Genomic DNA, 14,843 nt, shown 5'->3' with positions numbered 1-14,843 from the left:
GCCGAAGTGCGAAGCGCAGCTTGCAGGTCGTCCCTCTCTACTGCCGGGTTAGGTAATTGCATAGTCATTGGTGTCGAGTGGGGTAACTACGCGAAAGTGCGAGTAGTAAACACTACTGTCGAACCCAGTAGGCGCGAAGCATCTACTGTAGTTTGCGCAAAGTTGGCGCATAGCTTCAGTTATGAGTGGCATGACTCCAAGGTACGTTCCAGACAAGGATTTTGACAACCCCTCCAGATCCGAATTTATTTTCTCGATCATGAGATACGACTTCACGGATGGCAGTCGATTGGCGTTGTTGCTGCTTTGAATTCCATCCAGAAGCCACGATGCATTTATGTAAAATGGCATGACTACGACTTCGGAGTTTGAGGTGCCGTAATTTACGAGTGAAAAGCCCTCTACTCCTTGTATTTTCAGTGCGTCACGCAAATTATTTTTAATTTTTCCGCCTTGGTGCTGAAGCACATGCCTAATGCACAGGATTGTTGTAATTGCATCGTGCTCGTATATGGACGCTAAGTGGCCGCCGTCTTTAAGAGTGCACATCATTGCGTAAAGTTGATTGAAAACATTAACGCATGCGATTTCAATGTTTGATATTCCCTCATCTGGATCGTTAACTTCTTGAAGGAAGTAGTTAAGCCGAAGAATCTCTTCTGGAAAAACCCGTAGGGAGTTTGACAGTACTTCAAATTGTTCTGAGGACGGATTGCTCATGGCAGATCGAGGTTTGCCTAAAGTAGAGGTGACCGGCACTGCGCGGCTTTAGCGCGCAGCGTCCAGCGACCGAAGGGAGCGAGGTCGATCGCCATGTTATGCATCACCCTCATTGACTGCGGCTTCTCTCAAAAATACTTTCGGGTTGTGCCTACCTTCGTGGCTCTTACCGGCAAGCCAGAATCCGGCGCATGTTGCCAATGCCAGGGCGACGGGGATTGCTATTTTCCAGTCAATGGAACAACCAAAGAAGCAGACATTCCCGACCGCGGAGAACAATATGAGAGCCCATGTCAGCGCGACGAAAGTACTGACGAGTTGATTTATCTTTGATACCGAAAATGGCTTTGGTGCGACAAAGAAATCAATGACCTTGTCGGGAAACGATGCTGCACGGCTGGGCCTTCTTGTAAGCGTCTTGTACAGTGGCCCAAATACCTTGTCTTCCAGCAGCTCTACGTGATTCTCCCAGTTCTCCTGCCAAAACTTACTGCCTTTATTCACGCAGTGCCATGCGACGGAGAACACTAGGCCAATGCATGCAATAAGTACGAGAATGAACTCTCTTTCAGGATTAGGGCTTGGTAGATTGCCTGTGGTAGCGGCGTTAAAAAACGCCGCATATCCTACGAAGGCCGCGCCAATAAAGGTCCAAAAGTACGTCGCCCGCTTCCAATAAAGCTCGATTTCAAACTTTCTGATCTCGTGCGCTTGCTTCAATGCCTCTTTCAGGATTTCCGGATCCTTCTTGAAGAGCTCATCGTAAGTCTTCTGAGTAATTCTACAACTATTCATGGTCGTCCCAATATGCATAAAGTGGAAGTGAGGGGCAGCCGGAGCGCGTAGTGCGGAGGGGACCAACAAGCGCAGCTTGTTGGCTGTCCTTCTCGACTGACTTGTTAGAGGCACTTCTCAAAAGGAGAGTAGTTTGACAATATCCTCTTTGCTTGCAACCAGTGCTACTATCGCTGAAATTACAGATGCATACATTGCGTATCGTGCTGCTCGCCAAGCCGCCTTGGCTTGTGATTGCGCAATTGAATTGGCTTCCGAAGCTAGTCGATTGGCTTCTTTGGCAATAGATAGAATTTCTGCCTCTCGCGCTTCGGTACGCGCATCAGATGCGGCCAATCTTTCTTCGGATTTAATCCTTAGCCATTCATTGACCACACCGGCTTGCCAAGTGTTGTATTTCCCAGCCGATAAACGTTTCCGAATAGATGACTCGTCATTTTCAGAATCAAGTTCGCGCAGCAATTCATCTGGGTTGCTGAGTGCATCGAAAACAGCCTTGTGAGCCCATGTTTCGTGTGGGGTCGGCATGAATTCCTCTAACTGTTAGTAGACGGCCCCCCAGGTCCGTCTACGGTTAATCGTACGGACAGACAAAATCCGCCCAAGACTTTGATTCATCAACGCAAGCCAGCAGTCTGCGCGTATAAGCCCATCCATCGTGCGGACAGATGGGCAAGGGCGTGGCGTGTGGGTTGCAGCCATTCTAGTTGCTTGGCATCCTGGCCCGCAAAGGCTTTGCCGAGATTGCACACGGGTCTGCGATGCGGGCGGCGGCCTTCTTCCCGTGGGTTGCAGTGTTCGGCGTCTGGATCATGGGTGCACGGGCGTAGCGGAGAGCTTGATGCCCAGAGCGCGCAGGAGTTTGAACATGGTGTCATAGCGTGGCTTGGCTCCCGGTGTCAGGGCTTTGTAGAGACTCTCACGGCCTAGCCCGGCATCTTTCGCCAGTTGCGTCATGCCTTTTGCGCGCGCGATGTCTCTTACGGCAGTGAGAAAAACATCGGGGTTTGGGTCTTCGAGCGCAGCCGTCAGATACGCGGCGATGGTTTCTTCGTCGTCGAGATAGTCTGCGGCATCAAATTGAGCGTACTTGGCCATAATTAATCCTTCTCAATGGCTTTCGCCATTTCAATTGCGCGCTTGATGTCGCGCTGTTGGGAAGATTTATTTCCTCCCAACAAAAGCAGATAGACCACATCGCCTCGACGAGTGAAGTACACGCGGTAGCCTGGCCCGAAATGAACGCGCATTTCAGAGACGCCTTGGCCGACAGACTCACAATCACCGAAGTTGCCGTGCTCAGCAGAGCGGATGCGGTGAATGATGCGGGCGCGGCCAACTTTGTCTTTGAGCGAGGAGAGCCAAGCGTTGAACTCATCTGAACGAAGAAAGGTGTTCATCAATCCAGTGTATCCAAAAAGATACGCAAGTCAATCCGGGCGGCGACTGAACAAAGACACCGAACTGTCAGCCAACGCAGCTCTGTTCAGTCCGCCACCTCGTTCAGCTTTTCGGTGACGAGTGCCATGAAGGCTGAGACGGCTGGCGGCAGATGGCGGCGGCTGGGGTAGAGGGCGTGCAGGCCGCTGCCGGGGCGTTTGTATTGCGGCAGTACTGGCACCAGTGCGCCGCTGGCGAGATCGCGCCGGGTGACAGGGTGCGGCAGCAGGGTGATGCCGATTCCGGCGACGGCGGCTTTGCGCAGCGCCTGTGCGGTATTGCCGCTGAGCACGGGGGTGAGGTGTATCTCTTCGCTTTCACCCTGTGGCCCGAGCAGGCGCCAGGTTGCCTGTTTGCCGGGTTGGGCGAAGCTGATGCAGGCGTGCCGGGCCAGTGCCTGCAAGCTGTCGGGCTGGCCGTGTGTGGCGAGGTAGGCCGGGCTGGCGACGAGCCGGTCGGAGGTTTGGCAGAGCATGACCTGTCTGCCGATGTAGCTTGAGTCCTGCATCGGACCGCCGCGCAGCGCCAGGTCGATCTGGTCGCCGATCAGATCGGCTTTTGCATCACTGAGCACGAACTCAAGCCGCAGCTTGGGATAGCGCGCCATGAACGCGGCCACCCATTCCATCTGGAAGAAATCAAAGAAGTCGGCCGGTGCCGCCACGCGGACCAGGCCGCTGGGCTCCTGAGTGTCCGTCAACAGCGCTTGGGCGGCTTCGTGCAGGCCATCGACGGCGCCTGCGCAGCGCGCATGGAAGCGCTCGCCGGCGTCGGTCAGGGTGAGCTTGCGGGTGGAGCGTTGCAGCAAGCGCATGCCGAGCTGGGTTTCGAGTCCCTGCACGCGCCGGCTCACCGTATTCGGCGGCATGCCGAGGCGGCGCGCGGCTTCGGCAAAGCTGCCGTAGCGCACGACATGCACAAACAAGGCGACGTCATTCAGATCGAGCATGAGGACGATTACTTCATAAATTGGATGAGTCCAGGCAAACCATACCATCTAATCAATCAATCGCGGCGGCCCTATTCTTTGCACATCAGGCAGCAGATGCCTGCAACCGAATCCGAGGCCACGCTCATGCAGACCATTTCGCCCGCTTCACCCCGCCCGGCACACACGCTTGAGGCGCGCTCCATCGTCCTGCGCACGCGCGGCAGCACCCATGGGCCGATTACGCGGCTGATGAGTCCTGGAGATCTTGGCGAGCTGCTCAAACCCTTCGTGTTTCTGGATCGGGTCAGTTTCAAGGCCAAAGGCGGCCAGCGAGGTTTCGGCATGCATCCGCATTCGGGCCTGGCGACGCTGACTTTCTTGCTGGAGGGCGATGTGGTGTACGCGGATAGCACCGGCAAGTCGGGCACCTTGCCTGCCGGCGGGGTGGAGTGGATGCGTGCGGGCAAGGGGGTTTGGCACAAGGGCGGCCCGGCTGGCGAGGGGCGCATCCAAGGCTTCCAGTTATGGGTCGCGCTGCCGCCGAGTGAAGAGAATGCGCCGGCGCAGAGTCTGTATCTCGCGCCCTCGGACGTGCCGCAGGCCGGGCCGGTGAGCGTGATGCTCGGCCGCTATGGCGATGTGCAAAGCCTGATTCCCGCGCCGTCTGACATGACTTATCTGGCGGTGCGTCTCAAGGCGGGTGAGCGCTGGCTATACACGCCGCCTGCGGGTCACACGGTGGCCTGGCTGGCCGTGAATACCGGGCAAATCCATGCCCATGAAGCCGTGGATGCGGGCGAGCTGGTGATTTTCGAAGAGTCGGCGCAGGGCATCGAGATCGTGGCCGAGGCGGACAGCAGTTTCGTGCTGGGCTCGGCAGTGAAGCATCCCTATGAGCTCGTGATGGGCGCTTATTCGGTGCACACCAGTCGAGCCGCGCTGAAGCAAGGCGAAGCCGAGATTCAGCGGATCGGCATGGCGCTGCAGCGCGACGGGCTTCTCGACTGATTGCTGAACGAAGCAGAGGCGTCCGGCTTCGTTCTGTCGTCCGCATGCCTATTGGTACGTCATTTTATGTTTGTGCGCGGCAGCGGCTTTCGCGTCGCGCAGTGCATCACACGCAAGCACCAGCCTTCGGGGCGCTGGAGGCGCGACATCGACAAGCCCCTTTCAACATAGAGGAATGAATCATGACTATCGGCATCATCGGCGCAGGCGCGCTTGGCTCCAATCTGGCCCGGGCGCTGGCGCGCAAAGGCATCCAGGCAACCATTTCCAACAGCCGCGGACCGGCTTCCCTCGCGGCACTGGTGGCTGAACTCGGGCCGTCGATCAAGGCCGGCACTACCGCTGAAGCAGCCAGCGCCGACATCGTTGTGGTCGCCGTGCGCTGGAGCGATCTGGGCAAGGTTCTGGGCAGCCTGCCGGCCTGGAATGGCCGCATCGTGATCGACGGCACCAACCCGGTGAAGTTCCTCGATCCCGACTCCCCCGATGCCAAAGACCCGAGCAACCCGCTCGCCGCCTATGGCATCAAAGCGGTCGATCTGGGCGGCAAGTATTCGAGTGAAGTAGTCCGCGAGCTGGTGCCCGGCGCACGTCTGGTCAAGGCATTGAACCATCTGGATGTTCAGGTGCTGTCTGAGCCCGATGTGTCGGGCGGTCAGCGTGTCCAGTTCTACTCCGGTGATGATGCCCAGGCCAAGGCCGAGGTGCGCAAGCTCCTCGAAGCCATCGGCTACTTCCCGGTCGACCTTGGCGCGCTGGACGTAGGCGGACGCCTGGCCGAGCTGCCCTTCGGCGCGCTGGCAGCGACGAACTTCATCAAGATCTGAGCCAAGCGGGCGCGTGCGCACAATACGCCGCCATCAGTGTGATGCCGATGGCGGTTTGTCGCGCAGCGCGTCTGCTCCCGCTGTCTGAGTCAGTGCGAGTGCGAGCCAACGAAGGCGTACCCGCAAGGCTGTGAAGTGCGGCGTAAAATTCAGCATGGATGCGCTTTACGCCTGCTTTCCGGAATGGGTCGCCCTGTCTCCCGTCAGCCATGCCACCCCGGCCAAGCGCGAAGCCTGGTTGAACCAGGTTGCGGCGATGTTTGCCGAATAGCGATAGCCGCTGTCTGTCCTCGCGTTGGTGCTTGTCTTCGTCTGTTGGCAAACAAAAAGCCCGCAACGGTGGTTGCGGGCTTTTGCTTTGTTCAGCCGGGCTTTACCGCCCCGGCGGGAAGCGTGCGTCGGTTCAGGGCAGCGGCGTGAAGTTCTTCAGTGCGGAGAGCGGCTGGACCTTCTCTTCGCGCACCATCTTGTACTCGGTGTTGGGGCCGAGCCACTTGGCCCACAGGCGGTCGATTTCGCCGTTCTTTTCCATCGCGTAAAGCGCTTCGTTCACCTTGGCGGTCAGCGCCGGCTCATCCTTCTTCATGCCGATACCCACCGGTTGCAGTGCCATCGGTTCGTTGATCATGCGCAGTTCGGCACCCGCGGTTTTCGATTGATGCACGAGCTTGGTGATGGTCATGGTGTTGGCCACCATGCCGACCGATTTGTTCTGCTGCACGGCCATGTAGGCCGAGCCGGTGTCCTGGAAGGTGACGGGTTCCGAGCCATTGAGCTTGATCGACAGCTCTGAAGTCGAGCCCTTGGTCGAGCTGATGCGCTTGCCCTTGAAGTCGGCCTTGGTGGTGCCGGCTTCGGAAGCGCGCACGGCCAGCATTTCCTTGGCGATGTAGTACGGATCGCTGAACTGGATCTGCTCGCCGCGGCTGACGGTGTAGGCCAGGTTGGCGATGGTGACATCAACACGACCGAGCTTCACTTCGGGCACGCGTGCTTCGACCGACAAGGGCGTGACCTTGGCCGTCAAGCCCAGTTGCTTGGCCAGCGCGGTACACAGGTCCACATCGAAGCCGACCATCTCGCGCGTCTTGGGGTCCGGCGCGGCGAAGGGCGGCACATCGGCGAAGGTGCCGCATTTGAGTTCTTTGCTGTCGCTGATGTCTTTCCAGCGGTCGGCGAGCGCAACTTGCGACACGCTACAGAGTACGACGCCAAGGGCGGCAGTGCGAAGCAGGGATGAGGCGGCTGACATGGAAAACTCCTGTGGATGTTGTGTGAGGGTGGGGAGGGCTCTGCAAATGTCTAGTGAACGCGCAGGTCCGACAGGAAGCGCTGCGCACGCGGATGCTGCGGGTTGTTGAAAAACTCTGCCGGCGTTCCGGTTTCGATGATGCGACCGGCATCCATGAACCAGATGCGATTGGCCACTTCGCGGGCGAAGTTCATCTCGTGCGTCACGCACATCATGGTCATGCCGTCTTCGGCGAGACTGCGCATCACGCTCAGCACCTCGCCGACCATTTCGGGGTCGAGCGCGCTGGTCGGCTCGTCAAACAGCATCGCCGGCGGCTCCATCGCCAATGCGCGGGCAATGGCCACGCGTTGCTGCTGGCCACCGGAGAGCTGTGCCGGAAACGAGTTGGCGCGATCTGCGAGGCCGACGCGGTCGAGCAGCTGCAGCGCCTTGGCGCGCGCAGCGCTGCGGCTGGTGCCGAGCACGTGGATCGGCGAGAGCATGATGTTCTCCAGCGCCGACAGATGCGGAAACAGATTGAAGCTCTGGAACACGAAACCAACGCGGCTGCGCAGACGATTGAGTTCGACCGTGTTGAGGTTGCCGTGCACATCGTGACCATCGAACAGCAGCTGTCCGGACTTGATCTCTTCCAGACGATTGACCGTGCGGATCAGCGTCGACTTGCCCGAACCCGAAGGCCCGCAGACCACCACGACCTCGCCTTTCTTTACTTCGGCGTTGATGTCACAGAGGGCTTGGTACTCGCCGTACCATTTGTTCACGTTCGAGAACAGGATCATGGCAGTTGCTTTGCTGAGAGGTTGGACGGTGGCAGGCTGGGCGTGTTCGCTGCAGGGACCGGCGTGGCCGTGCCCAGGCGCTTGCGTGCAATGCGCTGCTCGATGCTGCCGAACAGCTTGGTCAGGCTGAAGCAGACGACAAAGTAGGTCAGCGCCAGGATGAAGAAGACCTGGAAGGGCTTGGTCAGCAGCTGGTTGTTGATCTGGTTGGCGGCAAAGGTCAGCTCGGGCACATTGATCACATAGCCCAGCGTGGTTTCCTGGATCGTCGACACAAACTGGCTGAGCATGCTGGGCAGCGAGTTGTAGAGCGCCTGCGGCAGAATCACGAAGCGCATCGCGCCAAAGTAGCCATGGCCGAGTGCGCGGGCCGCTTCCATCTGCCCCCTGGGCAAGGCCAGGATGCCGGCGCGCACGACTTCGGAGAGATACGCCGCTTCATACACAACGAGGGTACAGAGCATCGTGGCGAAGCCCGGCACGTCGTGGCCGATCAGCGTGGGCAGCAGGAAGTACACCCACAGGATGATCATCAGCAAGGGCACGCCGCGCACCACGTACACCAGCACGGTGGCCGGCCAGTTCAAGAAGCGATTGCTGGACAAACGGGCCAGCGCAATCGGCACGCTCAGCGGAAATGCCAGAACAATACCAAGCACGGAGAGGATCAGCGTGCAGACAATGCCGCCGAGCGGGCCGTTGGGGTACTGGCCGACCAGGAGCAGCAGCCAGTTGTCACGCAGGATTTGGACGATATCGAGCATGGTTCAGCGGGCTCCTGCAATCGTCAGGCGCTTGGTCAGCCAGGCGCCGGCGCCCATGATGATGAGCGACAAGGCCAGGTACATGACCGTGGCAATGAAATAGGATTCGAAGGCGCGAAAGCTCTGGCTCTCGACTTCCTTCACCGCGTGGGTCAGCTCGGCCACGCCGATGGCCATCGCCAGACTGCTGTTCTTGAACAGCGAGACGCTGTGATTGACCAGCGCAGGCAGCGCATTGCGGATTGCCTGCGGCATGATCACGTGACGCATCGAACCGATATAGCTGTGCCCGAGTGCGCGCGCCGCTTCGCTCTGACCGCTCGGAATGGCGCGCAGACCGGAGCGCAAGTCTTCGCTGAAATAGGCGGCCTGACACAGGCCGAGCGAGACAATCGCGAAAACGGCTTCGGCATTGTGTTCGGACAGCCAGGCTTGCAGCGCATTCGGCAGCAGGCTGGAAATGCCGAAGTACCACAGCATCAGCTGCACCAGGGTCGGCACATTGCGGTGATACGAGACATAAGCGGCGACAAAGTTCTGCGCCCACTTCAGCGAGGTCAGCCGCAAGGTCAGCAGACACACGGCCAGCGACATCGCCAGCGTCCATGAACAGAGCGCCACCAGCAGCGTCAGCTTGATGCCCTTGATGAGCATCGCGCTGTACTCCGGATTCATCAGGATGGCGGTGAGGTTGAAGTCGTTCATGCTCGGTGCTCGGGCCTGATCAGGACTGCGGCGATTCGGGGCGCGTGGTGGACAAGCCGCCGGGCACTTGCAGCGTCGGCATGATTTCCATGAGCCCCACATTGACCGCAATCGGCGCAGCAATCGCGAAGGCAATGGCATTGGCAATGTCGGCCGCTTGCGGCAGTTCGAAGCCGTCGATGAAGCGCTCGCGGATCTCGGCCGAGTCGCCATGCACATGCGCAAAGATGTCGGTGGCGACGCGGCCCGGACAGATCTCGGTGACGCGTACGCGCTTGCCATAGGCATCGATGCGCAGCTGGCGTGAGAGCATGTGCACCGCTGCCTTGCTGGCGTGATAGGTCGAGTTGCCGCCGAAGTTGTAGGCGCCGGCAATCGAGCTGATGTTGACGATGTGACCACGGTCACGCGCCACCATGCCAGGCAAGGCCAGGCGACAGAGTTGCAGCACGGCGCGCAGATTCACATCGAGAATCAGATCGATGTCTTCAGCCGTGGATTTGAGAATCGAGCCCGGGCGATCAACGCCCGCGTTATTGACCAGGATGTCGAATTCGACTTCTCCCATGAGGCGCGTGACGCCGGCCAGATCGGTCACGTCAATGGCGTGCGGAATACAGCCGGTGCGCTTGGCCAGTGCGTCCAGCGCATCAGCACTGCGCGCCAGCGCATGCACCTGCAAGCCTTCAGCGCACAGGCGCTCGACAACAGCAGCGCCGATGCCGGATGAGGCGCCAGTGACGAGAGCAGTCTTGTAATCGGAGAAAGGCATTTGGGTTCCTGATGAAAATCTTGCCGTGTTGAGTTCAATGTAACGAGCGTGAAGCGGATGCGCCAAGACGGAATGGCTGTGCAGCAATAAGACTCGCTTATGTCTTCGCAGCGAGCTGTTGTGAGATCGGCACGATGCGGCTTGCACCGCCTTCGATTTCGTCACGGATGCTGCGGGCCAGGGCGACAGCGCCGGGCGTATCGCCATGCACGAGAATCGAACGTGCCGGCATCGCCAGCTGCTTGCCGCTGTAGGTGATGACGTGACCGTGATCGAGGAAGCGCTTGACGCGGTCAAACACCGCCTGTGGGTCGTGGATCACTGAATTGGGCAGCTTGCGTGGCACCAGCAGGCCCTCATCGTCGTAAGCACGATCTGCGAGGAATGAGGTCGCCACGCGCAGGCCGCATTGTGCGGCGGCCTGTTCGATGGCGCGACTACTCGACGAGCTGACGATCAGCTCTGAATCAAAATCAGCCACGGCACGCAGCAGGGGCAGGGCCAGCGCCGCATCGGCTGCGGCGAGATTGCCCAGCGCGCCATGAAAACTCATGTGGGTCATGCTGTAACCGGCAGCACGCGCGATGCCGGCCAGTGCGCCAAGCTGGTAGATGACCATGCTGGCGAGCTCGGCCGTGTCGATCTGCATGGGGCGGCGGCCGAAGCCCTGCCGGTCCGGGAATCCCACATGCGCGCCGATGTCGATGCCGCGCGCTTTGGCGTTGGCGACTGTGCGCATCATGATCAGCGGGTCGCCAGCGTGGTATCCGCAGGCGACGTTGGCCGAGGAGATCACGCCCATCAGCGCTTCGTCCTCTCCCATGCGCCAGGGGCCAAAGCCTTCACCGAGGTCTGCGTTCAGATCAATGTCCATGATGTACCGGCTCAACGAGGTTCAAGGGCGATCAAGGCGCTGCCGTAGCCGGCGATGCTGCCGTGCTTGACCAGATGTTCAATGACGATGCCATCGGCGGGCGCCTCCAGCGGCATCAGTAATGCGCCCACTTGCAGCAAGCCGATAACCTGGCCCGCTTTGACCGTGCTGCCGGTCGGCGCCAGATCTTCATCACGCAGCGGGTGGCGATGCAAAAACGTACCCACGTAAGCTGCTTTGGCGAGCAGTTGCGGCGCGTCCGGTACTGCTGTCGGCGCGCTGGCTGCAGCAGTCGCAGCGATGTTGGGTGAGACGATGACTGTGTTATCGGCAGCGTTTGGCTCGCGGCGCAGGCGTAGATGACTTTGCGCGGTGTGCAGCTCCAGTTCGCAAATGCTGGTGGGCGCCAGCCAGTCGAAAATTTCGCGCAGTTGGACGACGTTCATGTTCAAGCTCTCCCGTACGACCAGCGTTGCAGCGCGATCAGGCGCTGCACGGAGGCTCGCCAGTCCTGCAATTGCGCGAGTGCGGCGATGGCCGCATCCCAGCTGGTTTCGATGAAGCGGATCTGGCTGCCAATCGGCGCCTGCCCCAGACGCCACATGTCGGCGTCGATGACCGTGCCGAATTTCGGATAGCCGCCCGAAGGCTGCGCATCGCGCATCTGGATGATCGGTTGCCCGCCATGCGGCACCTGGATCACGCCGGGCACGATGCCATGCGAGAGGATTTCCATCGGCGCAATCGGCACAATGTTCTCGCCGGCCAGACGATAGCCGTAACGGTCACTCTGCGCGGTGATCTTCCACGGCGTTGACCAGAAGGCTGTGCGCGAGGCTTCGGTGAAGTTCTCATACTGCGCGGCCGGCAGTACGCGGATGGCATTGATGCCGTCGACTTGCAGCGGCATGGCGACAGCAGGCGGTACGATGCCGAAGCCGACTGGCCGCGTGCCGATGCCGGGCTCCAGTGCGCGCAGGCAATCACCGCGCTGCAGGGGGCGCCCTTCATGGCCGCCGAAATTGCCGCGCATCTGCGTGGCACGCGATTCCAGCACCACGGGAACGTCGATACCGCCGGCCAACGCCAGATAAGCGCGGCTGCTGCGCAGCGTGGCCGGGCCGGCGATGCTTTGCGGCGGCGCCAGACGCAGCACCTGATCGGCGCGTGCCTGATAGACACTCCACGGCAGCAGGGGTGTGTCGTCAAGCTTGGCTGCGCAATCGGCGCCACTGATCGCAAACGCGCAGTCGGCGCTGAACTTGACCTGAAACGGAAACACCGGCACTTCGATGGCAGCGGCATTTTCGTCATTGCCCAGCATCAAGTTGGCGGCGAGCAGGGCCAGCGGGTCCATTGCGCCCGAGGTGCCGACGCCGTAGCGCAGGCTGCCCAGGCGGCCCTGGTCTTGCACCGTTGCCAGCGCGCTGTTGGAAAGAATCTCGATCATCGGATCACCTTGTCGACACGCAGCTTGATCGAATCGCCCGGCTGCAGCAGCGCCGGCGGATTCCAGCTCGGGTCAAAGAATTGCAGGCTGGCACTGCCGATGGTGTTCCAGCCGCTGGGGCCGGCGGAGGCCGACACGCCGGTCTGGCTGCCACCAATCGACACCGCGCCACCGGGAATCGACAGCACCGGCACCTTGCGGCGCGGCGTTGCCAGACGCTGATCCATGCCGCCCAGATAGCAATAGCCGGGATGGCTGCCCAGGGCGTAGACCGGGTAGGTCGGTGCGCTGTGCAGGCTGACGATGTCGTCGATGCTCAAGCCCGTGTGATCCATCACGTCCTGCATGTGCGGGCCGCCGTCACCGCCATAGACCACCGGCAGTTCGATGCAGCGGCCTTCCAGCGGCAGCGCCTTGGCCTTGTCCCAGGCGCGCAGCAGGCGCGTCTTCAGACTCTCCAGTTCAGCGGGCGGCGTGCGGAAAGTCAGCATCAGGTTGTTCATGCCCGGCACGGATTCGCGAATTTCGGCCCATTCCTGCGCCACGCGTGACAAGGCCCAGATGCGCTGTTGCGTCGCCAGCTCAAGTTCGCCAGCCGCTTCAAAGAGCAGCGCGGTGGTGCCGAGCAGACTGATACGGGGGGCGGTCATGTTGCGCTCCTGCGCGCGAGCCAGCGTTCGAGGTGATGGATGTCCACGCCGCCGGCGATGAAGTCTGCGTCGTCGAGCAGCTGGCGGTGCAGCGGTATGTTGGTGTCAATGCCTTCGATGTGCGTCTCGGCGAGTGCCAGACGCATGCGGGCGAGGGCATCTTCACGCGATGTGCCGTGCACGATGAGCTTGGCGACCATCGAGTCGTAGTAGGGCGGCACCACACTGCCGGCATGGATGTGGCTATCGACGCGCACGCCAAAGCCGCCCGGTGCCTGCCAGGCGCTGATGCGGCCCGGCGAGGGCGTGAAGGTTTCGGGGTTCTCGGCATTGATGCGGCATTCCAGCGCGTGGCCCTGGCAGACGATGTCGGCCTGGGTGAGCGTCAGTACTTCGCCGCGTGCGACGCGCAATTGCTGCTGCACGATGTCGATGCCGCTGGTCATCTCGGTCACCGGGTGTTCGACCTGCAGGCGCGTGTTCATCTCGATGAAGTAAAACGCATCGTTCTCGAACAGGAATTCAAAGGTGCCGACACCGCGATAGCCAATCTGCCGGCAGGCTTCGGCACAGCGCTCGCCGACCTTGGCGATCAGCGCCGGATCGATGCCCGGTGCCGGCGCTTCTTCGAGTACTTTCTGGTGACGGCGCTGCAGCGAGCAATCGCGACTGCCCAGCCAGATGGCATGGCCGTGGTGATCGGCCAGCACCTGGATTTCGACATGGCGCGGATGCAGCAGGAACTTCTCGATGTACACCTCGGGGTTGCTGAAAGCGCGGCGCGCTTCCTCGCGCGTCAGCGCCAGCGCGCTGAGCAGCTCGGCCGCTTCGTGCACCACACGCATGCCGCGCCCGCCACCGCCGCCGGCCGCCTTGATGATCACCGGGTAGCCGATGTCGCGGGCAATTGCTTCGATCTCGGCGTTCGATTCAGGCAGCGCCTCATCCGGACCGGGCACGCAGGGCACGCCGGCTTCGCGCATCGCCCGCTTGGCGGCGACCTTGTCGCCCATGGTGCGGATGCAGTCTGCGGTCGGCCCGATGAACTGGATGCCGGCCGCTTCGACGCGCTCGGCAAAGCCGGCGTTCTCCGACAGGAAACCGTAGCCCGGATGAATCGCCTGCGCGCCCGACATCTCGGCGGCGTAGAGAATTGCAGCCTGGTTCAGATAGCTCTGGCCCGGCGAGGAAGGGCCGATGCACAGCGCCTGATCGGCTTGCCGTACATGAATGGCATCGCGATCCGCCTCCGAATACACGGCCACCGTGCGCAGGCCCAGGCCACGACAGGCGCGCTGGATGCGCAGCGCGATTTCGCCGCGATTGGCAATGAGTACGCTGTCAAACATCGGCGCCGCTCCGCTGGAATCTGAACAGTGCCTGACCGGCCTCCACTTCTTCGCCGGATTGGACGAGGATGGCCTCGATCAGCAGATCTTCGTCGGCCTGCACTTCGTTGAAGATCTTCATCGCTTCGATGACGCACAGGGTCTGGCCGGCCTGGATGCGCTGGCCAGCCGTCACATAAGCAGGCGCGCCGGGCGAGGCTTGCAGATGCACCACGCCATACATGCTGGCCTTGAGTGTTTGCGTGGCGGGCGCTGCGCTGGGGGCGGCTGCGATGGCGTGCGGCGCGTTGGGTACGCTGGCGGCTGGGGCGCTGTCTTGCGGCTGGCTCGCGGCGAGCGACTGAGTAGTCGACTTGGTAAGCGATTTAGCGAGCCGCAGGGTGCTGCCGTTCTGGCTGAATTCGAGTTCAGTCAGCGTCGATGCCTCAAGGGCTTCGATGAGTGTCCTGATATACGCGTGATCCATGCTCTCGATGACCTTTGTCCTGGCAGGACGCGGCCGACGCTGATCGTCGGTGCAT

19 protein-coding genes are annotated in these 14,843 nt (G+C 60.8%); 2 read left to right on the top strand and 17 right to left on the bottom strand.

The features are described 5' to 3' along the window. Positions 1–48: 48 nt before the first annotated feature. The 6 genes from ABDB84_RS03395 to ABDB84_RS03370 form a co-directional block, all read right to left on the bottom strand. Entirely contained in the window at positions 49–720 is a 672-nt protein-coding gene (locus ABDB84_RS03395; RefSeq protein ID WP_345918274.1) for a hypothetical protein, read from the bottom strand. 96 nt (positions 721–816) lie between these two features. After that, complete coding sequence (locus tag ABDB84_RS03390) at positions 817–1,515, bottom strand: RipA family octameric membrane protein (protein ID WP_345918273.1); 699 nt, start codon at positions 1,513–1,515, stop codon at positions 817–819. Positions 1,516–1,632: 117 nt separating this feature from the next. Beyond that, positions 1,633–2,043, bottom strand: coding sequence for a hypothetical protein (locus ABDB84_RS03385; RefSeq protein WP_345918272.1), 411 nt, complete (start codon positions 2,041–2,043; stop codon positions 1,633–1,635). A 282-nt stretch (positions 2,044–2,325) separates the two neighbouring features. Further along, complete coding sequence (locus ABDB84_RS03380; protein WP_345918271.1) at positions 2,326–2,613, bottom strand: addiction module antidote protein; 288 nt, start codon at positions 2,611–2,613, stop codon at positions 2,326–2,328. Between the two features lie 2 nt (positions 2,614–2,615). After that, the gene (locus tag ABDB84_RS03375; RefSeq protein ID WP_345918270.1) at positions 2,616–2,915 is read right to left on the bottom strand and encodes a type II toxin-antitoxin system RelE/ParE family toxin; all 300 of its coding nucleotides are present in this window, start codon (positions 2,913–2,915) and stop codon (positions 2,616–2,618) included. Between the two features lie 86 nt (positions 2,916–3,001). Further along, positions 3,002–3,904, bottom strand: coding sequence for a LysR family transcriptional regulator (locus ABDB84_RS03370; RefSeq protein ID WP_345918269.1), 903 nt, complete (start codon positions 3,902–3,904; stop codon positions 3,002–3,004). A gap of 96 nt (positions 3,905–4,000) precedes the next feature. On the opposite strand from ABDB84_RS03370, the gene ABDB84_RS03365 reads away from it, so the two are divergent. Both ABDB84_RS03365 and ABDB84_RS03360 read left to right on the top strand, forming a co-directional pair. Continuing rightward, positions 4,001–4,894, top strand: a complete 894-nt coding sequence (locus tag ABDB84_RS03365) for a pirin family protein (RefSeq protein ID WP_345918268.1) — start codon at positions 4,001–4,003, stop codon at positions 4,892–4,894. Positions 4,895–5,076: 182 nt separating this feature from the next. Then, complete coding sequence (locus tag ABDB84_RS03360) at positions 5,077–5,721, top strand: NADPH-dependent F420 reductase (RefSeq protein ID WP_345918267.1); 645 nt, start codon at positions 5,077–5,079, stop codon at positions 5,719–5,721. A gap of 403 nt (positions 5,722–6,124) precedes the next feature. Here ABDB84_RS03360 and ABDB84_RS03355 read toward each other — a convergent pair whose 3' ends face one another. The 11 genes from ABDB84_RS03355 to ABDB84_RS03305 form a co-directional block, all read right to left on the bottom strand. Continuing rightward, the gene (locus tag ABDB84_RS03355) at positions 6,125–6,973 is read right to left on the bottom strand and encodes an ABC transporter substrate-binding protein (RefSeq protein ID WP_345918266.1); all 849 of its coding nucleotides are present in this window, start codon (positions 6,971–6,973) and stop codon (positions 6,125–6,127) included. A 50-nt stretch (positions 6,974–7,023) separates the two neighbouring features. Then, the gene (locus tag ABDB84_RS03350) at positions 7,024–7,758 is read right to left on the bottom strand and encodes an amino acid ABC transporter ATP-binding protein (protein WP_345918265.1); all 735 of its coding nucleotides are present in this window, start codon (positions 7,756–7,758) and stop codon (positions 7,024–7,026) included. Next, on the bottom strand, positions 7,755–8,522 hold the full coding sequence (locus ABDB84_RS03345) for an amino acid ABC transporter permease (protein WP_345918264.1): 768 nt from the start codon (positions 8,520–8,522) through the stop codon (positions 7,755–7,757). The genes ABDB84_RS03350 and ABDB84_RS03345 overlap by 4 nt, the downstream gene beginning before the upstream one ends. Positions 8,523–8,525: 3 nt before the next feature. Beyond that, positions 8,526–9,227: an amino acid ABC transporter permease gene (locus tag ABDB84_RS03340; protein ID WP_345918263.1), complete on the bottom strand. Its 702-nt coding sequence runs from the start codon at positions 9,225–9,227 to the stop codon at positions 8,526–8,528. A gap of 19 nt (positions 9,228–9,246) precedes the next feature. After that, complete coding sequence (locus tag ABDB84_RS03335) at positions 9,247–9,999, bottom strand: SDR family oxidoreductase (RefSeq protein ID WP_345918262.1); 753 nt, start codon at positions 9,997–9,999, stop codon at positions 9,247–9,249. A 97-nt stretch (positions 10,000–10,096) separates the two neighbouring features. Beyond that, entirely contained in the window at positions 10,097–10,873 is a 777-nt protein-coding gene (locus ABDB84_RS03330; protein WP_345918261.1) for a LamB/YcsF family protein, read from the bottom strand. An 11-nt stretch (positions 10,874–10,884) separates the two neighbouring features. Beyond that, positions 10,885–11,319, bottom strand: coding sequence for an acetyl-CoA carboxylase biotin carboxyl carrier protein (locus ABDB84_RS03325; protein ID WP_345918260.1), 435 nt, complete (start codon positions 11,317–11,319; stop codon positions 10,885–10,887). 2 nt (positions 11,320–11,321) lie between these two features. Continuing rightward, positions 11,322–12,323 carry a 5-oxoprolinase subunit C family protein gene (locus ABDB84_RS03320; RefSeq protein ID WP_345918259.1) on the bottom strand — a complete coding sequence of 334 codons (1,002 nt, stop codon included), beginning with the start codon at positions 12,321–12,323 and terminating at the stop codon, positions 11,322–11,324. Next, positions 12,320–12,973, bottom strand: a complete 654-nt coding sequence (pxpB, locus tag ABDB84_RS03315) for a 5-oxoprolinase subunit PxpB (RefSeq protein ID WP_345918258.1) — start codon at positions 12,971–12,973, stop codon at positions 12,320–12,322. The genes ABDB84_RS03320 and pxpB overlap by 4 nt, the downstream gene beginning before the upstream one ends. Continuing rightward, on the bottom strand, positions 12,970–14,322 hold the full coding sequence (accC, locus tag ABDB84_RS03310; RefSeq protein ID WP_345918257.1) for an acetyl-CoA carboxylase biotin carboxylase subunit: 1,353 nt from the start codon (positions 14,320–14,322) through the stop codon (positions 12,970–12,972). The genes pxpB and accC overlap by 4 nt, the downstream gene beginning before the upstream one ends. Next, positions 14,315–14,788 carry an acetyl-CoA carboxylase biotin carboxyl carrier protein gene (locus ABDB84_RS03305; protein ID WP_345918256.1) on the bottom strand — a complete coding sequence of 158 codons (474 nt, stop codon included), beginning with the start codon at positions 14,786–14,788 and terminating at the stop codon, positions 14,315–14,317. Before ABDB84_RS03305 ends, accC begins: the two co-directional genes overlap by 8 nt. Between the last annotated feature and the right edge of the window lie 55 nt (positions 14,789–14,843).

It is taken from the genome of Uliginosibacterium sediminicola, from assembly GCF_039631295.1.
Lineage (GTDB): Bacteria > Pseudomonadota > Gammaproteobacteria > Burkholderiales > Rhodocyclaceae > Viridibacterium > Viridibacterium sediminicola.
Note: the sequence above shows the minus strand (reverse complement) of the source record. Positions and strands in the feature narration are given on the sequence as shown.